25 protein-coding genes are annotated in these 24,664 nt (G+C 72.0%); 18 read left to right on the top strand and 7 right to left on the bottom strand.

The genetic code is table 11. The features are described from left to right. Nucleotide 1 precedes the first annotated feature (1 nt). Nucleotides 2-1,108 (top strand): succinyldiaminopimelate transaminase, encoded by a 1,107-nt coding sequence (gene dapC, locus ACFFJD_RS05305; protein WP_382361898.1) that lies wholly within the window; start codon nucleotides 2-4, stop codon nucleotides 1,106-1,108. Nucleotides 1,109-1,255: 147 nt separating this feature from the next. Here the strand turns inward: dapC and dapD are convergent, their stop codons facing one another. Next, entirely contained in the window at nucleotides 1,256-2,215 is a 960-nt protein-coding gene (gene dapD, locus ACFFJD_RS05300; protein WP_382361896.1) for a 2,3,4,5-tetrahydropyridine-2,6-dicarboxylate N-succinyltransferase, read from the bottom strand. A 44-nt stretch (nucleotides 2,216-2,259) separates the two neighbouring features. Between dapD and ACFFJD_RS05295 the strand changes: the two genes are divergently transcribed. The 12 genes from ACFFJD_RS05295 (at nucleotide 2,260) to glgC (ending at nucleotide 13,903) form a co-directional block, all read left to right on the top strand. Beyond that, the gene (locus tag ACFFJD_RS05295) at nucleotides 2,260-3,189 is read left to right on the top strand and encodes a formylglycine-generating enzyme family protein (protein ID WP_382361894.1); all 930 of its coding nucleotides are present in this window, start codon (nucleotides 2,260-2,262) and stop codon (nucleotides 3,187-3,189) included. A gap of 58 nt (nucleotides 3,190-3,247) precedes the next feature. Beyond that, nucleotides 3,248-4,894 (top strand): sulfatase family protein, encoded by a 1,647-nt coding sequence (locus ACFFJD_RS05290; protein WP_382361892.1) that lies wholly within the window; start codon nucleotides 3,248-3,250, stop codon nucleotides 4,892-4,894. A gap of 37 nt (nucleotides 4,895-4,931) precedes the next feature. After that, the gene (gene dapE, locus ACFFJD_RS05285; RefSeq protein ID WP_382361890.1) at nucleotides 4,932-6,035 is read left to right on the top strand and encodes a succinyl-diaminopimelate desuccinylase; all 1,104 of its coding nucleotides are present in this window, start codon (nucleotides 4,932-4,934) and stop codon (nucleotides 6,033-6,035) included. A 37-nt stretch (nucleotides 6,036-6,072) separates the two neighbouring features. Then, nucleotides 6,073-6,867, top strand: coding sequence for an LOG family protein (locus tag ACFFJD_RS05280; RefSeq protein ID WP_382361888.1), 795 nt, complete (start codon nucleotides 6,073-6,075; stop codon nucleotides 6,865-6,867). Then, nucleotides 6,864-7,406 carry an LOG family protein gene (locus ACFFJD_RS05275; protein ID WP_382361886.1) on the top strand — a complete coding sequence of 181 codons (543 nt, stop codon included), beginning with the start codon at nucleotides 6,864-6,866 and terminating at the stop codon, nucleotides 7,404-7,406. Before ACFFJD_RS05280 ends, ACFFJD_RS05275 begins: the two co-directional genes overlap by 4 nt. A 39-nt stretch (nucleotides 7,407-7,445) precedes the next feature. Continuing rightward, nucleotides 7,446-9,239 carry a long-chain-acyl-CoA synthetase gene (locus tag ACFFJD_RS05270; RefSeq protein WP_382361885.1) on the top strand — a complete coding sequence of 598 codons (1,794 nt, stop codon included), beginning with the start codon at nucleotides 7,446-7,448 and terminating at the stop codon, nucleotides 9,237-9,239. A gap of 32 nt (nucleotides 9,240-9,271) precedes the next feature. Beyond that, on the top strand, nucleotides 9,272-10,150 hold the full coding sequence (gene folP / locus ACFFJD_RS05265; RefSeq protein ID WP_382361883.1) for a dihydropteroate synthase: 879 nt from the start codon (nucleotides 9,272-9,274) through the stop codon (nucleotides 10,148-10,150). Further along, nucleotides 10,147-11,130, top strand: a complete 984-nt coding sequence (locus ACFFJD_RS05260) for a glucosyl-3-phosphoglycerate synthase (RefSeq protein ID WP_382361881.1) — start codon at nucleotides 10,147-10,149, stop codon at nucleotides 11,128-11,130. The genes folP and ACFFJD_RS05260 overlap by 4 nt, the downstream gene beginning before the upstream one ends. Before the next feature lie 9 nt (nucleotides 11,131-11,139). Then, nucleotides 11,140-11,493, top strand: a complete 354-nt coding sequence (locus tag ACFFJD_RS05255) for a DivIVA domain-containing protein (protein ID WP_382361879.1) — start codon at nucleotides 11,140-11,142, stop codon at nucleotides 11,491-11,493. A 61-nt stretch (nucleotides 11,494-11,554) separates the two neighbouring features. Continuing rightward, nucleotides 11,555-11,722, top strand: coding sequence for a DUF3117 domain-containing protein (locus tag ACFFJD_RS05250; protein WP_382361877.1), 168 nt, complete (start codon nucleotides 11,555-11,557; stop codon nucleotides 11,720-11,722). Beyond that, the gene (locus tag ACFFJD_RS05245) at nucleotides 11,719-12,585 is read left to right on the top strand and encodes a putative RNA methyltransferase (RefSeq protein ID WP_382361981.1); all 867 of its coding nucleotides are present in this window, start codon (nucleotides 11,719-11,721) and stop codon (nucleotides 12,583-12,585) included. The genes ACFFJD_RS05250 and ACFFJD_RS05245 overlap by 4 nt, the downstream gene beginning before the upstream one ends. Before the next feature lie 103 nt (nucleotides 12,586-12,688). After that, the gene (glgC, locus tag ACFFJD_RS05240) at nucleotides 12,689-13,903 is read left to right on the top strand and encodes a glucose-1-phosphate adenylyltransferase (protein ID WP_382361875.1); all 1,215 of its coding nucleotides are present in this window, start codon (nucleotides 12,689-12,691) and stop codon (nucleotides 13,901-13,903) included. A gap of 19 nt (nucleotides 13,904-13,922) precedes the next feature. On the opposite strand, the gene ACFFJD_RS05235 is transcribed toward glgC, so the two are convergent. The 3 genes from ACFFJD_RS05235 to cofD are packed head-to-tail and all read right to left on the bottom strand — an operon-like array spanning nucleotide 13,923 to nucleotide 16,854. Further along, nucleotides 13,923-14,501, bottom strand: coding sequence for an NUDIX hydrolase (locus tag ACFFJD_RS05235; RefSeq protein WP_382361873.1), 579 nt, complete (start codon nucleotides 14,499-14,501; stop codon nucleotides 13,923-13,925). Further along, on the bottom strand, nucleotides 14,498-15,850 hold the full coding sequence (locus ACFFJD_RS05230; protein WP_382361871.1) for a coenzyme F420-0:L-glutamate ligase: 1,353 nt from the start codon (nucleotides 15,848-15,850) through the stop codon (nucleotides 14,498-14,500). The genes ACFFJD_RS05235 and ACFFJD_RS05230 overlap by 4 nt, the downstream gene beginning before the upstream one ends. Continuing rightward, the gene (gene cofD, locus ACFFJD_RS05225; RefSeq protein WP_382361869.1) at nucleotides 15,847-16,854 is read right to left on the bottom strand and encodes a 2-phospho-L-lactate transferase; all 1,008 of its coding nucleotides are present in this window, start codon (nucleotides 16,852-16,854) and stop codon (nucleotides 15,847-15,849) included. The genes ACFFJD_RS05230 and cofD overlap by 4 nt, the downstream gene beginning before the upstream one ends. 285 nt (nucleotides 16,855-17,139) lie before the next feature. On the opposite strand from cofD, the gene ACFFJD_RS05220 reads away from it, so the two are divergent. Then, a complete protein-coding gene (locus ACFFJD_RS05220) occupies nucleotides 17,140-17,475 on the top strand; it encodes a WhiB family transcriptional regulator (RefSeq protein WP_382361867.1) in 336 nt (111 codons plus the stop codon). Between the two features lie 73 nt (nucleotides 17,476-17,548). Here the strand turns inward: ACFFJD_RS05220 and ACFFJD_RS05215 are convergent, their stop codons facing one another. Further along, nucleotides 17,549-18,040 (bottom strand): metallopeptidase family protein, encoded by a 492-nt coding sequence (locus tag ACFFJD_RS05215; RefSeq protein WP_382361865.1) that lies wholly within the window; start codon nucleotides 18,038-18,040, stop codon nucleotides 17,549-17,551. Between the two features lie 149 nt (nucleotides 18,041-18,189). On the opposite strand from ACFFJD_RS05215, the gene ACFFJD_RS05210 reads away from it, so the two are divergent. From ACFFJD_RS05210 to manA, 3 genes are read left to right on the top strand one after another with little or no spacing between them, the layout of a single operon-like run. After that, nucleotides 18,190-18,630: a DUF3499 domain-containing protein gene (locus tag ACFFJD_RS05210; RefSeq protein WP_382361863.1), complete on the top strand. Its 441-nt coding sequence runs from the start codon at nucleotides 18,190-18,192 to the stop codon at nucleotides 18,628-18,630. Nucleotides 18,631-18,655: 25 nt separating this feature from the next. Next, nucleotides 18,656-19,783, top strand: coding sequence for a hypothetical protein (locus ACFFJD_RS05205; protein WP_382361861.1), 1,128 nt, complete (start codon nucleotides 18,656-18,658; stop codon nucleotides 19,781-19,783). Nucleotides 19,784-19,826: 43 nt separating this feature from the next. Continuing rightward, on the top strand, nucleotides 19,827-21,116 hold the full coding sequence (gene manA, locus ACFFJD_RS05200; protein WP_382361859.1) for a mannose-6-phosphate isomerase, class I: 1,290 nt from the start codon (nucleotides 19,827-19,829) through the stop codon (nucleotides 21,114-21,116). On the opposite strand, the gene ACFFJD_RS05195 is transcribed toward manA, so the two are convergent. Beyond that, a complete protein-coding gene (locus ACFFJD_RS05195) occupies nucleotides 21,103-22,413 on the bottom strand; it encodes a hypothetical protein (RefSeq protein ID WP_382361857.1) in 1,311 nt (436 codons plus the stop codon). The genes manA and ACFFJD_RS05195 overlap by 14 nt on opposite strands. 128 nt (nucleotides 22,414-22,541) lie before the next feature. Between ACFFJD_RS05195 and eccB the strand changes: the two genes are divergently transcribed. After that, nucleotides 22,542-23,909, top strand: coding sequence for a type VII secretion protein EccB (gene eccB / locus ACFFJD_RS05190; RefSeq protein WP_382361855.1), 1,368 nt, complete (start codon nucleotides 22,542-22,544; stop codon nucleotides 23,907-23,909). Nucleotides 23,910-23,927: 18 nt separating this feature from the next. Here the strand turns inward: eccB and ACFFJD_RS05185 are convergent, their stop codons facing one another. Then, nucleotides 23,928-24,563 (bottom strand): TetR/AcrR family transcriptional regulator, encoded by a 636-nt coding sequence (locus ACFFJD_RS05185; RefSeq protein WP_382361853.1) that lies wholly within the window; start codon nucleotides 24,561-24,563, stop codon nucleotides 23,928-23,930. Nucleotides 24,564-24,664: the final 101 nt, after the last annotated feature.

Here is a 24,664-nt window from a genome sequence, read left to right as displayed (position 1 = left end):
CGTGGCCGATCTCCTGCGCCCGGTCAGCGCCACGCTGCCCGATTTCCCGTGGGACTCGCTGGACGAGGCGAAGGCGACGGCGAGCGCCCATCCGGGCGGGATCGTCGACCTCTCCGTCGGCACCCCGGTGGATCCGGTGGATCCGATCATCCGACAGGCCCTCGCGGACTCCTCGGAGTTTCCGGGCTACCCGGCGACGGTCGGCACCGCGCAGCTGCGGGAAGCGGCCGCGGCGGCGCTCGGTCGGCGATTCGGCATCGACGGACTCGACGAGTCGGCGATCCTTCCGGTGATCGGCACCAAGGAGGCCATCGCGGGCCTGCCCGCGCAGTTGGGCGTGCCCGCCGGTGGACTCGTGGTGATCCCCGAGGTGGCCTACCCGACGTACGAGGTCGGTGCGCTGCTCGCCGGTGCGCGCGTGCTGCGTGCGGACTCGACGGTGGCCGTCGGTCCGGAGACCCCGGCCCTGCTGTTCCTGAACTCGCCGTCGAACCCGACCGGCAAGGTGCTGCCGGTGGACCATCTGCGCAAGGTGGTCGCCTGGGCGCGCGAACGCGGCGTCGTGGTGGTCTCCGATGAGTGCTATCTCGGCCTGGCCTGGGACAGCCCGGCCGTGTCGATCCTGGACCCGGCCGTGTGCGGCGGCGACCACACCGGCCTGATCGCGGTGCACTCGCTGTCCAAGGTGTCCAACCTCGCGTCGTACCGGGCGGGCTTCCTCGCCGGCGACCGGGCGCTGATCGCCGAGCTCCTCGCCGTGCGCAAGCACGCCGGGATGATCGTGCCGTTCCCGGTGCAGGGTGCGATGGTGGCGGCGCTGGACGACGACGTGCACGTCAACGAACAGCGCGAGCGCTACCGGGTGCGTCGGGACAAGCTCCGGATCGCACTGGAAGGGGCGGGTTTCACCCTCGACGATTCCGAGGCCGGCCTGTACCTGTGGGCCACGCGAGGCGAGGATTCCCGCGCCACGGTGGACTGGTTCGCCGCCCGCGGCATCCTGGTGGCCCCCGGCGAGTTCTACGGACCGCGCGGTGCCCGCCACATCCGGATGGCCTTCACCGCCACCGACGAACGCGTCGACGCCGCCGTCGCCCGCCTGGCCTGACACGCCCGCGCCGCTCGGCCACGCCCGCGCCGCTCGGCCACGCCCGCGCCGCTCGGGCGCGTTCGCGTCGGACGGGACCGCCGCGAACGTGTCTGAGCGACGCGAACGGCGGCCCCGTCGAGGGGGGACCGGCAGGGGGGACCAGGGTCAGTCGTTGGCGTGCAGGGCCTCGTTCAGGGCGATGCCGTCCCCATGGGACGCGGCGACCTCCACGGTCCCGGTCTGCGAATTGCGCCGGAACAGCAGATTGTTGCGGCCGGCCAGCTCGCGGGCCTTGACCACCTTGCCGTCCGGGCCGGTCACCTTGGTGCCGGCGGTGATGTACAGCCCGGCCTCCACCACGCAGTCGTCGCCCAGCGGGATGCCGCACCCGGAGTTCGCGCCGAGCAGGCAGCGTCGGCCGAGGGAGATGATCTCCTTGCCGCCGCCGGACAGGGTGCCCATGGTCGAGGCGCCGCCGCCGATGTCGGTGCCGTCGCCGATCACCACGCCGGCGGAGATGCGGCCCTCCACCATCGAATGGCCCAGCGTGCCGGCGTTGAAGTTCACGAAGCCTTCGTGCATCACGGTGGTGCCGGGGGCGAGGTGGGCGCCCAGTCGCACGCGATCGGCGTCGCCGATGCGGACGCCGCCGGGCACCACGTAGTCGACCATGCGGGGGAACTTGTCGATCGAGTGCACGCTCACCGTGCCGCGGGCGCGCAGGCGTGCGCGGGTGGCCTCGAAGCCGTCCACCGCGCAGGGGCCGAAGTTGGTCCACACCACGTTGGCGAGCAGGCCGAAGATCCCGGTCAGGTTCTGCCCGTGCGGCGGCACCAGACGATGCGAAAGCAGGTGCAGTCGCAGGTAGACGTCGTGCGCGTCCGCGGGCGGCGCCTGCAGATCGGCGATGACGGTGCGCACCGCGACGGTCCGGACCCGGCGGGCCCCGTCCACGCCGACGGCCTCGATCAGGTCGCGCGGGGTGTACGCCTCGCTCAGGACGACGGTGCCCGCGGCGTCGGCGCCGTCGGTGGTCAGGTGCGGGTCGGGGAACCAGGTGTCCAGGACGACGTCGTCGTCGGTCAACGTGGCGATTCCAATGGCGATAGCACCGTGAGTAGTCACAAGAACCGATTTTATCGCCTGCCGCGCCGGTGATAATCGACGACATGACCGAACCAGGCGACGGCGGCCCCGTCGGAATGCGCTGGGTGCCGCCCGGGGAGTTCACGATGGGGTCCGATCACGACTACCGGGAGGAGCGGCCCGCGCACCGGGAGCGGGTCGACGGGTTCTGGATGGACGTGGCCCCGGTGACCGTCGCGGAGTTCGGACGCTTCGTCGCCGCGACCGGGTACCTGACCACCGCCGAGCAGACCCCGGACGCCGTCGACTATCCGGACGCCGACCCGGCGCTGCTGGTGGCCGGCTCGCTGGTCTTCACGCCGCCGCCGGGCCCGGTGCCGCTCGACGACCCGGCCCGCTGGTGGAGCTACGTCCCCGGCACCTGCTGGCGCAGCCCGGAGGGGCCGGGCAGCACCGTCGACGGGCTGGCCGAGCATCCCGTGGTGCACGTGTCGCTGACCGATGCGCGGGCCTACGCGCGGTGGGCGGGCAAAGAACTCGCCACCGAGGCGCAGTGGGAGCGCGCGGCACGCGGCGGCCGGGACGGCAGGCGCTACGCCTGGGGCGAGGAACTGATGCCGGCGGGGGTGCCGGTCGCGAACACCTGGCAGGGCGACTTCCCTTGGCGCAGTGACGATCCCGACGGATTCTCGCGAACCAGCCCGGTGGGGCACTACCCGGCCAACCCGTACGGATTGGTCGATCTGATCGGCAATGTCTGGGAGTGGACGGCCAGCGCCGCCACCGATTCGCACGGGTCGTCGCCGTCGTCCTGCTGTGCGCCGAACCCCGCTCGCGCCGAGGCCGCGGCGCACCCGCGCAACACCATCAAGGGCGGCTCGCACCTGTGCGCTCCGGAGTACTGCCGCAGGTATCGGCCCGCGGCCCGCGCCGCGCAGGAGGTGGACGGTTCCACCTCCCATCTGGGGTTTCGCTGCGTCAGCTCCCATTCGGAGATCGCCAAACAGGTGTGAGGCAAGTCTCTTCGCCCCTATTGTCGTGCCTTGGGGGATCAACCGAAGGACTCACGCGATGCATGCTGCCCACGATGACGGACCGAACAACGGGGCCGGCGTGTCCCGTCGCGGTTTCCTGGCCACTGCGGCCGGAGCAGCGGTCGCGGGTGCGGCCCTGGCGTCCACGACGGCGGGGACGGGCGCCGCGCAGGCCAAGCCGGGCAAGATGGTCCGGCGCCCGAATCTGATCCTGTTCATCACCGATCAGGAGCGCAAGCCGATGTACTGGCCCAAGGGCTGGGCCAAGGCCAACCTTCCGAACCGGCAGCGCCTGATCGACCACGGGTTGTCGTTCGAGAACGCGTTCACCGCCGCCGCGATGTGCTCGCCGAGCCGCTCGACGTTCTTCACCGGAAAGTTCCCCGCCGAACACGGGGTCACCAACACGCTCACCGAGGGCGGCACGGTCTCGCCGACCGAGCGCACCCTGCCCGTCGACGAGCAGAACATGGCCAAGCTGCTGCGCTCGGCCGGTTACCGGGTCCACTACCGCGGCAAATGGCACCTCAGCAAGGGCAGCGACGGGCACAGCCCGTCGTCGGCGGACCTGGCCCGCTACGGCTTCGACGGTTGGCGCGCACCGGACTTCGGCGGCGACACCAGCACGGCGAACTTCGGCGGCGGCTGCGCCGACCACGACAGCACCGTCACCGCGCAGGCGGTCGACTTCCTGCGGAACCAGGCGCACACGTCGGACGCGCCCTTCGCGCTGATCGTGTCGCTGGCCAACCCGCACGACATCCTCTCGTATCCGAAGTCGTGGGACCGCCCCGAAGGCGACTGCGACAACTACGGTTCGGTGGCGCCGCAGGCCTTCCATCAGGGCATCTCGCTGCCGCCGAGCTTCGCCGAGAACCTCCGGCGCAACCACAAGCCGTCGGCGCAGGTGCAGTCGCAGGTGATGCTCGGGGCCGGACTCGGGGTCCTCCCGACCCGTCGTGCGGCGCACAACTACGTGAACTTCTACGCCTACCTGCACAAGGTGGTCGACCAGCAGCTCGGTCAGGTGCTCGACGCGCTCGAGGCGCGGCCGGAGGTGGCCGACCGCACCCTGTTCCTGCGCATCTCCGATCACGGCGAGATGGGCTTGTCGCACGGCGGGCTGCGGCAGAAGGCGTTCAACGCCTACGAGGAGACTCTGCGGGTGCCGCTCATCATGAGCAATCGGGTGATGTTCCCGCAGGCCACCTCGACCAAGGCGCTCGCCTCCCTGGTGGACCTGATGCCCACCCTGGCGTCGCTGGCCAAGGTGCCGAACCCGAAGGCCTGGATCTTCCGGGGCGCGGATCTGACGCCGGTGATCGCCGACGCGGTGGCGCATCCGGGCGCGCCGAGTGCCCGGGTGCAGGACAGCGTGATGTTCACCTTCGACGATCAGAACGCCGCCACCCCGAACGGGCAGAACATCGTCAAGGAGCCCAACCACATCCGCACGGTGCGCGACGAGCGCTGGAAGTACTCGGTGTACTTCGATCCCGACGGCGCGGCGCCCGCCCAGCGTGAGCTGTACGACCTGCGCCGCGACCCGTACGAACTGGTCAATCGGGCCGATCCGCGCTCCGGCGTCGATTTCGATCCGGCGCAGATGGCGGTGATGGAGGCCAAACTGTACGCGCGGATGCGGGAGACCGCGACCACCCCGCGCGGCGGGATCCTGCGCTGACCGCTGCCGCGTCGGCGGGCTCGTTACAGTGAGACGGGTGAGTGTTCCGGAGCTGAACCTGCGTGCCGATCCCGCCGAGCTGACCGCGGCCCTGGTGGACATCCCGAGCGTGAGCCGCGACGAGTCGCTGATCGCCGACGCGGTCCACGCGGCGCTGCGCGCGCAGACTCGCGGCTTCGAGATCGTCCGCCTGGGGAACAACGTGCTGGCGCGCACCGACGCCGGCAAGGACTCCCGAGTGATCCTGGCCGGGCACCTGGACACCGTGCCCATCGTCGACAACGTCCCGTCGCGCCGCACCGACACCGCCGAGGAAGGCGCGGTGCTGCACGGCTGCGGCACCGTCGACATGAAGTCGGGGCTGGCCGTGTTCGCGCACCTGGCCGCCACCCTCGACGATCCGCGGCACGACCTCACGCTGATCTTCTACGACTGCGAGGAGATCGCCGCCGAATTCAACGGCCTGGGCCGGATCGAACGGGAACTGCCGGACTGGCTGATCGGCGACGTCGCGATCCTGGGGGAGCCCACCGGCGGCCTCATCGAGGCCGGGTGCCAGGGCACCCTGCGCGTCCGCTTGTCCGCCACCGGCACGCGGGCCCACTCGGCCCGGGCGTGGATGGGCGAGAACGCCATCCACAAACTGGGCGGCGCGCTCACGACCCTGGCCGCCTACCGGCCGCGGCGCGTCGACATCGACGGCTGCGAGTACCGCGAAGGACTCTCGGCGGTCGCGGTCGCCGGGGGAGTGGCGGGCAACGTGATCCCCGACGGCGCGCACCTGGACGTGAACTTCCGGTTCGCGCCCGACCGCACCCCGGAGCAGGCCCTCGCGCACGTCCGCGAGGTCTTCGCCGCCGACCTGGCCGACGGCACGCTCACCGCCGAGGTCACCGACTCGGCGCCCGGGGCCCTGCCCGGGCTCGCCCATCCGGCGGCCGCGGCCCTGGTGGCGGCGGCCGGCGGGCGGTTCCGCGCCAAGTTCGGGTGGACCGACGTGGCCCGCTTCGCCGCGCTCGGGGTGCCCGCGGTGAACCTCGGTCCGGGCGACCCGAGCCTGGCCCACCGCGCCGACGAGCGCGTGCCGTTGACCCAGATCCGCGAGGTGACCGATCTCCTGCGGGGGTACCTGCGCGCGTAGCGCCGGGTGGGGGCTGCGCTGTTGCTAGCGTGAAGCCATGAGCGATGTGCGGCCCGAGCCGCTGGAGGACGACGTGCCGATCGAGGGCACGCAGGTGCGGTACGCCGGAGCCGCGAAGGTCCGGGTGGACGAGGACAGCGAGTACGTCACCAGTGACGAGAACCTGCTGGAATGGGTCGATCCGCGCGACAGCACCAAGATCCTCGAGCGCACCGTCCGCGACTCGTGGCGCGTGCTGCGCATCCAGTCCGAGTTCGTGGCCGGCTTCGACGCGTTGGAGAACGTCAGCGAGGCGGTGACCGTCTTCGGCAGCGCGCGTTCGGTGCCCGGCAGTGCCGAATACGAGATGGGCGTCGAGGTGGGGCGACGGCTGGTCGAGGCCGGCTACGCGGTCATCACCGGCGGCGGCCCGGGCGCCATGGAGGCCACCAACAAGGGCGCGTTCCTGGCCGGCGGGGAGTCCATCGGGCTCAACATCGAGCTGCCGTTCGAGCAGCACTTGAACCCGTACCTCACGCTGGGCATGCACTTTCGGTACTTCTTCGTCCGCAAGACGATGTTCGTCAAGTACGCGCAGGCCTTCGTCTGCCTGCCCGGCGGCGTCGGCACCCTCGACGAACTCTTCGAGGCGCTCACCCTGGTGCAGACCGGCAAGGTCAAGCGCTTCCCGATCGTCCTGGTCGGCCGTGCCTTCTGGGGGCCGCTGCTGGACTGGATGCGCCAGGTGCTGCTGGCCGACGCCAAGATCAGCCCGCAGGATCTGGACCTGATCACCGTGGTGGACACCCCGGAGGAAGCCGTCGACGTGGTCATCGCTTCGGGCGTCCGATGAGCGCGATCTGCGTCTACTGCGCGTCCGGTCCGGTGGATCAGACCTACCTCGACCTGGCCACGGCGACCGGCGCGGCGATCGCCGAGGCCGGACTGACCCTGGTCTCCGGCGGCGGCAACGTCGGCATGATGGGTGCGCTGGTGCAGGGCGCCCGGGCCGCGGGCGGCTACACCATCGGCATCATCCCCGAGCACTTGATGGCCGCCGAGGTGGCCGACACCGACTCCGACGAGCTGATCGTCACCGACACCATGCGCGAGCGCAAACGCCTGATGGACGAGCTCGCCGACGGGTTCATCACCCTGCCCGGCGGGATCGGCACGTTGGAGGAGCTCTTCGAGACGTGGACCGGCGGCTTCCTTGGCGTGCACACCAAGCCGATCGCGCTGCTCAACCACGAGGGCTTCTACGATCCGATGCTCGCGTGGATGGACGACCTGGCCACCCGCGGTTTCGTCGCCCGCCACGCCCTGGACCGACTCACCGTGGTGCCCGATCTGGCCGGTGCGCTCGCCGTAGCTGACTCAGCGGTAAGGTAGCGGAACTCCCCGTCGTCGTCGAGAGAGAGCTCACCCGCCATGCCACAGCAGACCAGTCCGCGTCCCGGCCTCGAACGCAACCGGGTGGGCGTCACCGACCTGCTCAAAGGCGTGATCGAGATGGCGCCCGACCTGCCCTCGATGGCGCGGCACGCACCCGGCATGGTGCTGCGTTCGCCCGACATGACCAAGACGATCGGCTCCATCTTCGCGAACCTGGCGGCCAAGCATCCCGATCGTCCCTTCGTCCGCTTCGAGGGGTCGACGCTGACCTACGGGGAGGCCAATCGGGAGGTCAACCGGTACGCCGCCGTCCTCGCCGAGCGCGGTGTGGGCGTCGGTGACGTGGTCGCGATCCTGGCCGAGAACAGCGACACCGATCTGCTGGTGATCCTGGCGGCGGTCAAGCTGGGCGCGGTGGCCGGCATGCTCAACTACAACCAGCACGGCGCGGTGATCGACCACAGCATGAAGCTGCTCGACGCCAAGGTGCTGATCCGCGATCCGCGGTGCACGGCGGCCTGGGAGACCATGAGCCCCGAGCGGCACCCCGAGCACGTGCTGGACTTCGCGGCGCTGGCGGAGGCCGCCGCCGACAAGCCCGACGTCGACCCGGCCGTCACCGCGACCCTCCCGGCCTCGACCACCGCCTTCTACATCTTCACCTCCGGCACCACCGGCCTGCCGAAGGCCAGCCTGATGAGCCACAACCGTTGGCTGGCCAACTACTCGGGCATCGGCGGTCTCGCGGTGCGGCTGCGGCCCAGCGACACCCTCTACGTCCCGCTGCCGATGTACCACAACAACGCGCTGTCGGTCTCGCTCGGCGCCGTGCTGGCCGGCGGCGCGTGCATCGCGATCGGCCGTAAGTTCTCGGCCAGCCGATTCTGGGACGACGTGATCGCCAATCGGGCCACCGCCTTCTGTTACATCGGCGAACTCTGCCGGTACCTGCTGGCGCAGCCGGCCAAGCCCGTCGACCGCGCACACGCGGTACGCGTGATCGTCGGCAACGGGATGCGACCGGAGATCTGGGAGGAGTTCGCGCAGCGCTTCGGCATCGACCGGATCGTCGAGTTCTACGGGGCCAGCGAACTGAACCTGGCGTTCGTCAACGCCTTCAACGCCAAGCGCACCGCCGGCTTCTGTCCGCTGCCGTACAAGGTGGTCGAGTACGACGCCGACGGCAGTCCCCGCCGCGACGCCGACGGCCGCCTGCGGCCGGTGCCGAAGGGGGAGCCGGGTCTGCTGATCGCCCAGATCAGCGCGCGCGTGCCCCTGGACGGCTACACCGACGACGCCGAGACCGAACGCAAGGTGATCCGGGACGCCTTCAAGCCCGGCGACGCGTACTTCAACTCCGGCGATCTGGTGCGGCAGCAGGGTTTCCTGCACATCGCCTTCGTCGACCGGCTGGGCGACACCTTCCGGTGGAAGGGCGAGAACGTGGCGACCACCGAGGTGGAGGCCGCGGTGGCCGGTGACGACGCGGTGGGTCAGGCCGTGGTCTACGGCGTGGAGATCCACGGCTGCGACGGCCGCGCGGGCATGGCGGCGATCACCGTGCGCGCGGGTGCGGCGATCGACGGCAAGGCTCTCGCCGACCGGCTCTACGCGGACCTGCCGGCGTACGCCCTGCCGCTGTTCCTGCGGGAGGTCTCGGAGATCGAGGCCACCACCACCTTCAAGAACCGCAAGGTGGAATTGCGGGAGGAGGGTTTCGCCGACACCGGTGACGACCGGGTGTGGGTGCTCGCCGGCAAGACCGAGGGTTACGTGCCGTTCTATCCCGAGTACCCGGCGGAGGTCGCCGCGGCCAAGGCCCCGCGCTGACGGAGAAAACGGCGCTGGCCCATGATGGAGGCATGACCCTGTCCGAGCCTTCCGGCACCCTGTGCGGACGCCCGGTCGCCACCGATCGGGCCCTGGTGATGGCGATCGTCAACCGCACCCCGGACTCGTTCTACGACGCCGGCAGCACCTTCACCGACGACGCCGCCATGGCGCGGATCGACACGGTGATCGCCGAGGGGGCGGACATCGTGGACATCGGCGGGGTGAAGGCCGGGCCCGGCGCCGAGGTGGATGCGGCCGCCGAGGCCGCGCGTGTGGTTCCGATGATCGCCTGGATCCGCCGGCGCCACCCCGACGTGCTGATCAGCGTCGACACCTGGCGCAGCGAGGTGGCCGCGGCCGCGTGCGCCGCCGGTGCGGACCTGATCAACGACACCTGGGCCGGCGCCGACCCGGACCTGGTGGCGGTGGCGGCCGACCTGGGCGCCGGGCTGGTGTGCTCGCACACCGGCGGGGCCGTGGTGCGGACCCGCCCGCACCGGGTGGCCTATGCCGACATCGTCGGCGAAGTGGTCGACGAGCTGACCGCGTCCGCGCAGCGGGCCGCCGACGCCGGGGTGCGCCGCGACGGCATCCTCATCGACCCGACCCACGACTTCGGCAAGAACACCCACCACGGGCTGACCCTGCTGCGGCACCTGGAACGTCTCGTCGACACCGGCTGGCCGGTGTTGATGGCGCTGAGCAACAAGGACTTCATCGGCGAGACGCTGGGTGTTCAGCTGCACGAAAGGGTGGCCGGTACGCTGGCTGCGACGGCTCTGGCCGCCGCAGCGGGTGCGCGTGTGTTTCGGGTGCACGAGGTCGCCGACACTCGCCGCGTGCTGGACATGGTCGCTTCGATAGCCGGCACGCGACCGCCTGCCCGGACGGTCAGAGGATTGGCATGAGCAAGGACATTCCCGTAGCGGACGCTGCCGGGCCGACGACGCTGGGCGCGCAGGCCACCTGGTCGCACACGCATGCCTGGGATCGGCCCACCTGGACCGTCGACGAACTCGTGGCCGCCAAGGGCGACCGGACGGTCTCGGTGGTGCTTCCCGCGCTCAACGAGGCCGATGCGGTGGCCGGGGTGGTGGCCTCGATCATGGATCTGGTGGGCTCCCTCGTCGACGAACTGGTGGTCCTGGACTCCGGATCCACCGACGACACCGCGGCGATCGCCCGCGCGGCCGGCGCCCGCGTGGTGGCGCGTGACGAGGTCTTCCCCGACCTGCCCCCGCGCCCGGGCAAGGGCGAGGCGCTGTGGCGGTCGGTGGCGGCCACCACCGGCGACCTCATCGCCTTCGTCGACGCCGACCTGATCGACCCCGACCCGATGTTCGTGCCCCGCCTGCTGGGGCCGCTGCTGCTGGACCCGGACATCCACCTGGTCAAGGGGTACTACCGGCGACCGCTCCGGTCGGGCGGTGCACAGGTCGCCGACGGCGGCGGCCGCGTGACCGAGCTGCTGGCCCGGCCGCTGCTGACCGCGCTGAAACCCGAACTGGGCGAAGTGATTCAGCCGCTCGGCGGGGAGTACGCCGGGACGCGGGAACTGCTCAGTTCGGTGCCCTTCGCCGCCGGTTACGGCGTCGAAGTGGGGCTGCTGATCGACACCTACGACCGCTACGGCCTGGCCGGGATCGGTCAGGTCAACCTGGGCACCCGCGCGCACCGCAACCGCCCGCTCTCCGAGCTCGCCGTGATGAGCCGTCAGATCATCGCCACGCTGCTGCAGCGCTGCGGCATCGAGGACTCCGGGGTGGGGCTCACGCAGTTCGTGCCCGGCGTCGACGGCACGTTCTCGCCGCTCACGACGGAACTGACCGTGGCCGACCGGCCGCCGGTGCGTCGGTTGCTCGACGCCGGCGCCGACCGGGATCGGTAGGGTGGCACCGTGCTGACCATCGCTGCGTACGTCATCGGCCTGGCGCTGGTGGTGGCCGTCGTCTTCGCGGTGGTCTGGTTCGTGTTCGGCCGCGGCGAGGACCTGCCGCCGCTGGAGAAGGGGACCACCCTCACCCGGCTGCCGCGCGCGGGGATCACCGGCGACGACGTGCGTGCCCTGGTCTTTCGGCAGGTGACGCGCGGATATCAAGCGCAAGAAGTGGATTGGGCGCTGGAGAAGCTCGCGCGCGAGCTCGACGACCTGCGCGCGGTGGTGCACGACCTCACGGTGCGCGCCGAGGAGGACGAGGCGGCCGCCGATACCGGACCGCTGCCGGAGGTAGACCCGTCCCGGCGACGGTGACGAGATCTGCGCCACGTATCATGGACGCAGATTGACGTGTGTCTGTGAAGGGAGCGCGAGAATGGCAGCGATGAAGCCCCGAATGGGTGACGGTCCTTTGGAGGCGGTCAAGGAGGGGCGCGGCATCGTGGTGCGCATTCCCATCGACGGCGGAGGTCGTCTGGTCGTCGAACTGAACGATGACGAAGCGGCCGCGCTCGGCGAGGTCCTCCGCGAGGTCGTGGCCTGACCGACGTCGCCTCTGACATCGGGCAACGTGGGGTTCAGGCCCTGCGTTGCCCGGTCTGTTCAGCGGCCCTCGACATCGTCGAACAGGGCCTGCGGTGTGCGCACGCACATCGTTTCGATCGCGCACGGCAAGGGTATGTGGCGCTGCTGAGCGGCCGGGGCAACCGGCATCGCAGCGATACCGCGACCATGGTCGCCGCGCGCCGCCGACTGCTCGGTGCGGGTCTGTTCGACCCGATGGCACGCGCGCTGGCCCGGCGGATACCGCCGGAGGCCGCGGTGATCGTCGACGCCGGTGCGGGCACCGGCCACTATCTGGCCGCGGCCCTGGACGCCGCCCCCGCAGCCGTCGGCATCGGCCTGGATCTGTCCAAGTACTGTGCGCGCGCCGTGGCGCGGGCGCACCCGCGGGCCATCGCGGTGGTTGCCGATCTGTGGGAACCCGTTCCGGTGGCCGATGCGGTGGCCGACGCCGTGCTGTCGGTGTTCGCTCCGCGCAACGTGCCCGAGACCGCCCGCATGCTGGCGCCGGGCGGCAGCTGGCTGCTGGTGACCCCCAACCCCGGGCATCTGCACCGGGTGCGCGCCGACCTGGGAATGCTGGAGATCGGCGCCGACAAGCTCGAGCGCCTCCACGAGGAGCTGACCGCGGGCGGCCTGCACGTGCGCCACACCGAGTCGGTCACCGCGCAGGCGCCGCTCGACGCCGGGCTGTTGGCCGATCTGGCCGGGATGGGCCCGGCCGGATTCCACCGCACCGACGACGAGCTGCGGCACGCCGCGCGGGTCCTCACCGCGGACCGCGCGACGATCGACGTCGGCATCGACGTGACGGTGACCGTCGCCGCGGCGACGCCCGCCTGATCGGTGCAAAACACCCGCGCGTGGTCCGATCGAACGAGGCCTAAGGTCGGTGATCGTCGACGCCGACCGCCCGCAGGTCCGCGCTTGGCGATATGTTGGACACGTGAGGTCACAACCGCATGTGCTTGGAATCGTGCTCGCTGGTGGCGAGGGGAAACGGCTGTACCCGCTGACCAAGGATCGGGCGAAGCCCGCTGTGCCCTTCGGTAGTTCCTACCGACTGATCGATTTCGTCCTGTCGAACCTGGTGAACGCCGGGTACGAGCGCATCTGCGTGCTGACCCAATACAAGTCGCATTCGCTGGACCGACACATCTCGCAGACCTGGTGGTCGTCCGGGTTCCACGGTGAGTTCATCACCCCGGTGCCCGCGCAGCAGCGTCTGGGGCCGCGCTGGTACACCGGCAGCGCCGACGCGATCTACCAGTCGATGAACCTGATCTTCGACGACAAGCCCGACTACATCGTGGTCTTCGGCGCCGACCACGTGTACCGCATGGATCCCGCGCAGATGGTGGAGCAGCACATCGCCACCGGCGCCGCGGTGACCGTCGCCGGTATCCGCGTGCCGCGCAAGGAGGCCATCGCCTTCGGCTGCATCGACGCCGACGCGGACCGGAAGATCACCAGCTTCGTGGAGAAGCCGAGCGATCCGCCCGGCACCCCCGACGACCCGGACGTCACGTTCGCCTCCATGGGCAACTACGTCTTCTCCACCGCGGCGCTGGTGGACATGCTCCGCAAGGATGCCGCCGACCCCGACTCCGATCACGACATGGGCGGGGACATCATCCCGGCGTTCGTGGAGCTGGGGCAGGCCTGGGTCTACGACTTCGACAGCAACCTGGTGCCCGGCCAGACCCCGGACGATCGGGGCTACTGGCGCGACGTCGGCACCATCGACGCCTTCTACGAGGCGCACATGGATCTGGTGTCGGCCAATCCCGCGTTCAACCTCTACAACGAACGCTGGCCGATCCGCGGCGGGACCTCGCATCTGCCGCCGGCCAAGTTCATTCGCGGCGGCAGCGCCAACGACTCGATGGTCGGGGCGGGCTGCATCGTCTCCGGCGGCACCGTCCACAATTCGGTGCTGGCGGTGGACGTGATGATCGACGAGGGCGCGGTGGTCCAGGGCAGCGTCCTGATGCCGGGCGTCCGGGTCGGTCGGAACGCCGTGGTGCGCAACGCGATCCTCGACAAGAACGTGTACGTGCCCGACGGCGGGCAGGTCGGCGTCGACCTGGAGGCCGACCGGGAGCGGTTCACCGTCAGCAGCGGCGGCATCGTCGCCGTCGGCAAGAACGAAACGGTCTGAGCGCCGGACCGGCGACCGGCTAGTCCGGGATCAACCCGGCCCGGCGCAGGGCGCCGCGGCCGTAGTCGATGAGGGTCGGCACCGAGTCGAGATCCACCCCGTCCGGGAGGGCGTCGACGGGCCACCACGCCAGATCCACCGACTCGCTGCTGCGCACGGGCGCCGGCGGCGTGCCGTCGGCGGTGGCCGGTGCGACCGCGGCGTAGCGGACGTCCAGGTGGCGGGTCGGCAGTCCGAGCGAGCACGTGATCGGGTGGGTGTGCAGGTGCACCGGTTCCGGGGACAGCCGCAGACCGCTCAGACCCGACTCCTCGGTCGCTTCGCGCAGCGCGGCGGCGTCGATACCGGTGTCCTCCGGCTCGCAGTGCCCGCCGAGCTGCACCCACTTGCCGACCCGCGGATGCAGCGTCAACAGCACGTGGCGCCCGGTCGCGTCGAACACGATCGCCGAACCGGTGAGATGACCCGGAACGCAGGCCCGTTCACACGGATTCTCGGCCGCATCGAGGAACGCCAGGTAGGTGTGGCGCAGCGCATCCTGGTCGGCGTCGGGCGCGTCCCATGCGGTCAGCACCGCCCGGCTTCGCGTGGTCGTCACAGCTCGATCACCAATCCCTCGGTCGCCGCGGCCGGGCGAAGCTCGTTCGGAGTCTGCGGGTACCCGACGGCGACGGCACCCAGCGGCGCCCACGCCTGCGGCAGGTCCAGCACCCGACGCACGGTGGGTGCGGCGAAGATCGTCGAACCGATCCAGCAGCTCCCGACGCCGCGGACCGAGAGGGCCACCAGCAGGTAGCCCACCGCGGCGCCGGCGGCGACGGTGAACATGGTGTTCTCGGCGGTCGTGCGGCGCGCGTCCGGATAGTCGTGCATGCCCTCGTCGGTGAGGACCGGAATCACCAGTTCGGGTGCGTCGTACAGGATTCGGCCGCGGGCGACGCGCTTGTCGATGGAGTCGGCGCTCTTGCCGTCGGCGGTCAGATCGCCGCGCCAGTCCTCGGCCATCGCGTCCAGGAGCGCGCGGCGGCGCTCGGGGTCGCGGACCCACAGGAACCGCACCGGGTGCGTGTGGTGCGGCGCCGGGGCGGTGAGCGCCTCGGCGAAGGCGGCGTGCATGTCGGCCGGCGGCACCGGGGCGGGGGCGAAGGCGCGTACCGAGCGCCGGGTCAGGAGCGCTTCCAGCCGCCCCGCGGCGAGGGCGTCGTCGGTGCCCAGGCGAAACAGGTCGGCCGCCGGCTCGCGCACCAGGTCGCGGGCCGCGCTGCCGTCGTCGACCGGCGCCAGACCGCGGATCACCGCCACCGGCACCCCGGCGGCCTTCCCCTTGACCAGATCGGCGGCGGCGGCCAGTTCGTCGGCCACCGCGATGTCGGTGACGCGCAGCAGGTTGCCGTAGGCGTCGGTGGTGCCGTCGTAGGCGTGCCGGACAGCGATCCCCGCCGCGCCGATGGCCACGTCGGTCTGTCCCGCGCGCCAGGCACGACCCATCGTGTCGGTCACCAGGACCGCGACCCGGCGGCCCCGCTCGGCGAGCGCGGCGCGGAGCCCGGCGGCGCTGGCATCCGGGTCGACCGGCAGCAGGGCCAGCTGATCGGTCGCCACGTTCGAGGCGTCGATGCCCGCGGCGGCCTGCACCAAGCCGTGCCGATTCTCGGTGATCAGCAGCTGGTCGCGGCGGGCGACGATACGGACCGCCTCGTCGGCGATGAGCGTGCGGCGCAGGGCGTCGCGCAGCTCCGGATCTGCGGGGGCCGGGACCAGGCGGCCCTCGATCTTGGAGAACACCTTGCTGGTGACCACCACGACGTCGCCGTCGGCGATCCACGGCGCGGCGGCGAGCAGCTCGGCGGCCAGGTCGCTGTCGGGGGTGAATTCGCCCAGGCCGGTGACCGGCAGGATCTCCACGGCCCCGGCCGCCCGGTGGTCGTGGGCCGGTGCGGTGGTCACGGGTGCACTCCGACCAGGGCGCACGCCGCGCGCACCATCGCCGCGGTGGCCGACGGGTCGGTCATCAGCAGCGGGGCGGCGGCGGTGGCGATCCCGGGGACGGGGTCGGCGACCGCGGTGTCGCCGGGGGCCACCAGCCAGCCGTCCAGCAGGCCGTTGCCGCTGCGCGCGCCGTAATGCTCGGCGATGGCGCGCGCGGTGGTGTCCACGCCGAGTACCGACAGGCATTCGTCGGCCATGCCGCGCAGCGGGCGGTCGTCGATCACCGGGCTGATCCCGACCACCGGGGCGGCAGTGTTGCGCAGCGCGGAACGGATGCCGGGGACGCTGGTGATGGCGCCGATCGAGACCACCGGATTGCTGGGCGCCAGCAGGATCACGTCGGCGTCGCTGAGGGCATCGAGCACGCCCGGCGCGGGGGCGGCGTTGCCGTCGACCTGGACGAAGCCGTGGGTTCGCACCTGCGCGCGGTGCCGCACCCACCATTCCTGGAAGTGGATCGCCACGCGCTCGCCGGGCTCGCCGCCGGGAGCGTCGATCAGCACGTGCGTCTCGTGCCGGTCGTCGGTGACCGGCAGCAGGCGCACGCCCGGCTGCCAGCGCTTGGACAGCGCGGCGGTGATGTCGGAGAGCCGGTAGCCGGCATCGAGCATGCGGGTGCGGATCAGGTGGGTTGCCAGGTCCCGGTCGCCGAGCCCGAACCAGTCCGGATCGGCGCCGTAGGCGGCCAGTTCCTCCTTGGCATGGAACGTCTCGCCGCGGCGGCCCCAGCCGCGCTCGGTGTCGATGCCGTCGCCGAGGGTGTACATGCAGGTGTCCAGGTCGGGGCAGATGCGCACCCCGTGCATCCAGGCGTCGTCGCCGACGTTGACCACCGCGGTGACCTGGTGCGGGCCGCCCGGCCCGTCGTCAGTGGCGGGAAAGGCGGTGGGTCCGAAGACCTCGCGCACACCCTGCAGGAACCGGGCGCCACCGACGCCCCCGACCAGAACCGTGACCTTCACAGCGTTCACCCTACGATGGGCGACGGGCCCGCGAACCGTCGGGCGGGCGGTACCGCGCGCCGAGCGCGACACGCCGAACATGCTCCCGATACGGCGGTACTTCCCAGAACGGGCCCGCCGCGGGTGATATCAAGGGAACTTCGCCGTTCGCTTGACCTGCGCGACCGATTCCGTGTGTAATCACAGGAGTGTGATTCTTGCCGTTGGACCCTTGACAGGGACCGAGGTGGGGGCAGAGCACACAACGAACACACCGGAACTGATCATCGAGCAGGGAGGCGACGAATGACGTTTGCGGGGAACGGTGATTCACGCGATAGCTCGACGTCGTCGGTTTTCGTCGGAGACAGCAGCCACCTGTCGCTGATTCACGGGGGACTGGACGCCTATTTCGACGCGGTCGAAGACGAATGGCAAGACCGGGCGCTGTGTGCCCAGACCGATCCGGAAGCGTTCTTCCCGGAGAAGGGCGGCTCCACGCGCGAAGCCAAGCGCATCTGCCACGGCTGCGAGGTCAAGGCGGAATGCTTGGAGTACGCGCTCGGCAACGACGAGCGCTTCGGTATCTGGGGCGGGCTGTCCGAGCGGGAGCGACGCCGCCTCAAGCGCGGCATCATCTGACGCCGACGCGTCGCGAGCATCCTCGCCGAAGGGCCGGGCAGATCACCGATCTGCCCGGCCCTTCTGCGTGCCGTCAGGCCTCCGGCCCGCGTTCGATGGTCTCCTCGTCCACGCCGAGGTAGGTCGCGACCTGCTGGATCAGCACTTCCCGCAGGATCTCGGGCAGGTCGTCGTGCCGGGCGCGGAGCTCCAGCGGCTTGCGGAACAGGATCAGCTGCGCGCGCGTGGGCTTCCCGGCGGCGTCCACGCCGGCCGGGATCAGGCGGGCCAACGGGACCGGTCCGTCGGCGGTGACCTCCTCGGGCCACTGCACCGTGTCGGCGTCGCGCGGCAACATGCGGGGGATCTCGTCCACCGCGAGGTCCAGGCCGGTCAGGCGCTCGTGCCAGTGGCGATCGATCTCGGCGAAGGCGACCATCGCGGCGCGGTCGAAGAGGCCGGCGCGGGTGATGTAGGCCGGCAGCGTCGGCGGCAGGACCGGGCTGCGCAGGCCCCGCCCGTGACGGTCGCGGGCCGGGCGCGGCGGACGCAGAAGCTCGGCGGAATCGGCCGGAAAGAAGCGCATGCCGGCAGTCTAGTGCCGGCGGTCCGGCGCCGCGGGGCCCGACGATCGGCCCCGGCCGGCTCCGGCGAACGTGGGTGCGAGCAGCGTGCCGCCAGCCGGTTTGCGTGTCGATGCCTGGTGCGGCGGCCGTGCGCGATAGGCTGGCCGGTGTGAACCCTCCCCGTCAGTGCTGCCGTCCCGGGTGCTCGCGCCTCGCTGTGGCGACCCTGACCTTCGTGTATGCGGAATCGACCGCGGTGATCGGCCCGTTGGCCGGTCCGGACGAACCCCACTCCTGGGACCTGTGTTCCGAGCACGCCGATCGAATCACGGTGCCGCGCGGCTGGGAGCTGCTGCGCAGCGAGCGGGAGTTCGTCCAGCCCGCCGAGGACCAAGAGTTGACGGCGCTCGCCGACGTGGTGCGGGAAGTCGGTGGCGCGGGACGGGCCTCGCTGCCGCCGATGCCGTCGTTCACGCCGCGCGCCGAGGTCGACGACTCGACGTCGGGGCGCCACCGCGCCGATCGTCGCAGCACCCCGGCGGCACCGGCGCCGGGTCCCCGACCCGGTCGGCGCGGCCACCTGCGCGTCCTGCCGGATCCGGTCGACTGATCGCGCGCCCCGAGTCGTGTGATTCATGCCGGTAACCATCGAAGTTCTCGACGACGCGGAGTTCCTGCACTCCGTTGACCGCGACGGTCTCCTCCGTGCCGCCGCCATGTCCGGCGCGCAGGTCCGCGCCGTCGCGGAGGCCCAGTCCGAAGGCGTCCTCGATCCGCTCGCCGACCTGCGCCCGCGCGCGGTGGTGGTGGTGACCGGCGCGGCGCTGCTGTCGGCGCGCGCCGGTGCACTGGTGACGGCGGTCTTCGCGGCCCGGATCGACGTGCCCGTCGTGGTGGTCCCCGTGCTGCCCGGCTGGATCGGTCCGCTCGACGTGGTGGTGGTCCTCGGCGCCGACGCGGGCGATCCGCAACTCTCCGACGCCCTCACTCGCGCCGCGCATCGACGCGCCGAACTGGTGGTGGCCGCTCCGCTGGAGGGGCCGCTGCGGGAAGCCGCGGGCCTCGGCCGTCCCGGAGCGGTACCGCTCATCGACCTCTCGCCCCGTCTGCCGATCGACCCCCGGTTCGTCTTCGCCGGTCAGGTCGCGGCGCTGGCCGCGGTGCTCACCGGGCTGACGGCCGTGCGCCTGACGCCGGCGCCGCCGGCGCTGGCGGAGATCGCCGAGCACCTCGACGCCGAGGCCGCCGCCGATCACCTCGGGCAGGAGAGCTTCCACAATCAGGCCAAGCTGCTGGCGCTGCGGACGGCCGGACATCGGTCGGTCTGGGTGGGCGACACCCCGGGCGCCGCGGCGGTCGCCGCCCAGGTGGCCGTGGCCTTCTTCGAGATCGCCGGACGGATCGCCGCGGTGACCGACGAGCCGCGGGCCCTGGCGGCGTTGGCCGCCGACGGCACCTCGGCCGGTGGCACGGACTCGCTGTTCTACGATCCGGAGTTCGACGGTCCCGCCGTGAGCGAGCCGTTACGCGCCTTCTGGGTCAGCACCGCCGATCGGGCCTCGACCCTGGCCCGCCGACTCGTCGGCCGGGAGGTCGACGTCGTCACCGAGCAGACCGACACTCCGGAAGTCGACGACCGGCCGTGGGTCGGTGGCGGCGAACCCGCCGTCGACACACCGACGGACTTGACGGCCTACCTGGTGACCGTCGTCCGAGCCCAAATGGCGGCTGCCTTCGCAGCCCTTGCCGAATCAGACTTGTGAGAAGGCGGCCACAGGCCGCGGGGGAGAAGGACAGGAGGACTGCATGAAGGTACTCACCGGGATGATCCGCCCGTACGCGTGGGGCTCGCGGACGGCCATCGCCGAACTGCAGGGCCGACCCACACCGTCGGCACACCCGGAAGCCGAGCTCTGGTTCGGTGCGCATCCGGCCTCACCTGCTCGCCTGGAGGGCGAGACGGGGGATCTGCTGTCGATGATCGACGCCGATCCGGTGGCCGCGCTGGGCGAGCCCACCGCACGGGCCTACGAGGCGCGCTTGCCGTTCCTGGTGAAGATCCTGGCGGCCGACGAAGCGCTGTCCCTGCAGGCGCACCCGAGCGCCGAACAGGCCAGGGTGGGCTTCGACGCGGAGAACCGCGCGGGACTGGCCGCCGACGATCCGCGCCGCAACTACCGCGATTCCTGGCACAAGCCGGAGATCGTGGTGGCCCTCGACGACGACTTCGAGGCGCTCGCCGGTTTCCGGGATCCGGCCGAAACCGTGGAGCTGCTGCGCAGCCTGCAGGTTCCCGGGCTGGATTCGGCGCTGGGCATGCTGGCCGGGTCCCCGGACGCCGACGGCCTGCGCGCGGTCTTCACCACCTGGCTGACCCTGCCGGAGCGGGTGATCACCGAACTGGTGCCCGAGGTGCTCAACGGTGCCGTGGCGGTGCTCGGTCGCGGGGAGACCCGCTTCGCCGACGAACTGCGCGCGGTGCTCGAACTGGGGGAGGCCTACCCCAACGATCCCGGCGTGCTCGCCGCACTGCTGCTGAACTTCCTGCGCATGCGCGCCGGCGAGGCGATCTACCTGCCCGCCGGCAACCTGCACGCCTACCTGCGGGGCACCGCGATCGAGGCGATGGCGAACTCGGACAACGTGCTGCGCGGCGGCTTGACGCCCAAGCACATCGACGTGCCGGAACTGCTGCGGGTGCTCGACTTCCGCCCGGTGTCCCGGGGCACGCTGATGCCCGCGGTGCGCTCGGTCGGCGCCGAACGGGTCTACCTCACTCCGGCGCCCGAATTCCTGCTGTCACGGATCGAACTGGACGGCACCGGCCTCCGGTTGCCGTCGAGCGTCAGCTTCGACATGCCGGGCCCGCAGATCCTGACCGTGACCTCGGGTCGCATCGAGGTGACCGGCGCCGACGGCGAGCGCGCGGTGGTCGACCGCGGCGAGGCACTCTGGCTGTCCGACGCCGACTCCGACGTGAGCGTGCACGCGGCGTCCGCGCATGCGATCTTCTTCCGATCGCGGGTGCCGCTCGAGGCGCCCGACCGGGCCGCCGCGAACGCCGTGAACGGGGACACCGAGCTCACCGGAGGGTGAGCCGGTCACCGGCCCCGACGCGCACGAGAGCGTCCTCGGCCGGGGTCGTCACCGAACGAACCCGCAGGTGTCGACCGTTGCCGGTGACCCTCACCCGATCGGTGTCGTCGGCCTCGGCCAGCCACACCGGGGCGCCGGTGTCGGCCAGCTCCGGTCGTCCCGGACCCGTCACGCGCAGCACGGTGCTCCCGGCGAGGGGGCCGAGCCGGTGGCCGGGCCGGTCGTCGATGAGCAGCGGCGCCGGGCCGTCCGCGGCCGGGTGCAGCAGTCGCGGGTCGGCCACCGCGTCGATCAGTCCGGCCCACTGACGGGGCCGGTCGGTGAACACCGCGGCGCCGATGCCCACCGCCGTCAGACGTGCCACCAGGCGGTGCACCGCTTCCAGGTCGCAGGCCGCCTCCGCCAGCGGGACGTCGGATCCGGCCAGACGCAGGGTGACCGGACGCCCGCGATGATCGGCGCCGACGATCACCCCGGCGCCGGCGACGGGGAGCACCGCGCCGCCGAGCGCGGGGACCGTCGCTCCGGGCAGCGGCCGGTCCACCCGGGCCGTCCCCGGCGTGGACGGCCGACTCGCCGCGGCGGCGCCCGACCCCAGGTGCGCCCGCACCACGGGCGCGCCCGATTCGACGCTCCACCGCAGAGCCGTGGTCGCGGCGCCTGCGGTTCGCCACACCGATTCCATCGCGGCGGGCAGGGCGTGCGGGTCGTCGGTGAGCACGGCGGTCGGCGGGCCCTCCTGGTGCAGCCGCGCGGACAACAGACCCGTCAGTTCGGCGGCGGTCACCCCGGTCGCGACCGGACCGTCGGCGGAGAGCAGGGCGGCGAGGCGGCCGGTGAGCGACCGGCAGGCGCGTAGGGCCGCAGCGGTGCCGGTGCCGTAGGCGGCGACCAGCCCGGGATGGTCCAGGGGTGCGAACTCGAGCAGCACGTGGACGCGGCGTTCGGCCGCGACCGACAGCGGCCCGGTGAGCGTCCGGTAGGCGGCGGCGGTGGGACCGTCGTGCAGTCCGGTGCGTCCCTCGGTCAGCACGGTCACCGAGGTGGCCGCGCCGTCGGGTCGAGTCATCCACTGCCGCAACGAATTCCATGCGATACCCGGGGCCCGGTCGCGCGCCGACCACGGGTTCTCCAGGCGCTCCGGGCCGGGTGCGCCGGCGTGCACCGACAGTGCGGTGACCAGGACGCCGGCGCGGTGGTGGACGCCGAGGAAGCCGTCCCCGCACGGCAGGTCGAACGGCGCCGAGTGTGGGCGGTTGCGAGTGGCCCGCGGCCGAGCCCTGCGACGAACCTGCATGTGTCTGCCTCCCCCGAGCGACATCTCGGCGTTCCCGGTTCATTCGCCGAAAGCGCCTGGCGTCACCCTACTGCGGCGCTACCGTGTGCACCACGAGATTTGATCGGGGGGGTCGAGTGTCGAGACAGTTGACGACGCGTGCGCAGGTCAGCGGCTATCGGTTCGGTGTGGCGCGGGCCGAGCACGCGCTGGTGCGACGCGACGCGCGCATGCTGGACGACCCGATGCGGGCGCAGTTCCGAGCGTTGCTCGCCGGGGCGGTGGTCGCGGTTCTGCTCGCGGCCGGGGCGGGTATCTACGGGCTGATCTCTCCCGCGCCCTCGGTGGCCGAGGCCAAGATCATCGCCTCCGACACCGGCGGGCTCTACGTTCTGGTCGACGACGTGATGCATCCGGTGCCCAATCTCGCGTCCGCCCGGCTGGTGGTGGGGGAGCCGTTGTCGGCCCGCACCGTGTCCCACGGCGCGGTGAGCCGGTATCCGCGCGGGTCCGCCCTCGGCATCGCGGGGGCGCCGGCCGCCCTGCCGGGACCGGACCGCCGGGAGTCGTCCACCTGGTCGGTGTGCGACGACCCGGCCGCGGGCACGGCGGTGATCGCCGGGTCGCTGACCGCCGAAGCCGCGCCGAGCGCGGCCGGCGCGCTGGTGCGCTCGCCGGCCGGGGAGTGGCTGATCTACCACCCGGGCGGGGAGGGCCGGCGGCGACCGGTCCGGGCGCGGGTGCAGGGCACGGCGACCGCGGTGCGGCGCGCGCTCGGCCTCGACGGCGCGACGGCGCGGCCGATCAGCCAGGCGCTGCTCAACGCGTTTCCCGCCGAACCCGAGCTGGCGGTGCCGGAGATCGCCGGCCGGGGCGGGCCCGGACCGGGCGCCCTCGCGGACGTCCCCGTCGGCACGGTGATCCGTTCGTTGGGCGTCGACGATCGGCCGTCCTACTTCGTGGTGCTGGCCGACGGCGTGCAGCCGGTCTCGGTGGCCGCGGCCGAAGCCGTGCGCGGCGCGGACCGCGACTCGGCCGGCGCGGTCCGCCAGGTCTCACCGGGAGCGATGAGTGCGGTGCCGGTGGTGCACCGGGTGCCGCTGGATCACTTTCCGGCCGGTCCGGTGACGCTGGCCGGGGCGTCGACGGTGCTCTGCCGCCGGTGGGAGTATGCGGCCGGGGCCGCGGCGGCGCGCGAGACCTGGACGATCACGCCGCACCTGCCGTTGCCGTCCGGGGCCCGCGTGGTGCCCCTGCGGGCGGGCGACGGGACCGGACCGGCACTCGACGGCGCCTACCTGCGGCCGGGCACCGCCGAACGGGTCCAGATCGCCGGCGCGGAGTATTACGTGACCGACGCCGGGGTGCGGTACCGGCTGGTGGGCGAGGACACCGCCGCGATGCTCGGACTGCCCGCTGCGGGCCGCCCGGCGCCGTGGCCGGTGCTGTCGTTGCTGCCGTCGGGGCCGACGCTGGCGCGGGAGGCCGCGCTGGTCGCGCGCGATCTGCCCCGGTGAGGGGCTGATCGGGCGCGCTCAGAGCGGCGGGGTGAGACCGGCGGCCAGGACGCGGATGAGCCGCTCCCAGTCGTCGGCCAACGCCGCGGGAGTGAGGCCGACGACGTCGAGCTGGTGCCGGACCGCGATGGCCTCGATGGGGGCCTGGACGGCGACCGCGGCGGTGGCCAGGTTGCCGGGGTAGCCCATCTGCCCGAGCAGGTACTGCACGTGGCGGGTGGACATCGCCCACACCGGATGGCTCAGGCGGTCGGGGTCGTCGGCCCCGGCCTCCAGCAGGATGTCGAGGTGGTCGACGGTCATCTTCAACCGGGCGCGGCCGTAGGCGATCAGACGGTCGAGCGGGGGCGCCCCCGGGCCGAGCGGCTGGGGGCCGGTCAGGAAGTTCTGCTGCAGTTCGAGCTCGGAATGGTCCAGCAGGGCCATCATCAGCCCGCTGCGGTTCCCGAAGCGGCGGAACACGGTGCCCTTGCCGACTCCGGCGGCCCGCGCCACCGCATCCATCGTCACCGCCGCGGCGCCGTGGTCGTCGATCAGCGACTTGGCGGCGGCCAGCAGCAGCTGACGATTGCGTGCCGCATCGGCGCGCTCGGTGCCGACGGCCGGCGCCTGCACGAGCTGCAGGGTCAGCGTCTGGCCCGGATCGGAGGACATGGCCCGAGGATAACCTGGTCACGTTCGTGACGGGACTCACCGCCGGACCGGGATGGCCGGTCGGCGCGGTTTCGTTGGAATCGGGGTAACCGTGTCCGGTC

This window comes from Gordonia phosphorivorans (assembly GCF_042432625.1).
Taxonomy (GTDB): Bacteria; Actinomycetota; Actinomycetes; order Mycobacteriales; family Mycobacteriaceae; genus Gordonia; species Gordonia phosphorivorans.
Note: the sequence above shows the minus strand (reverse complement) of the source record. Positions and strands in the feature narration are given on the sequence as shown.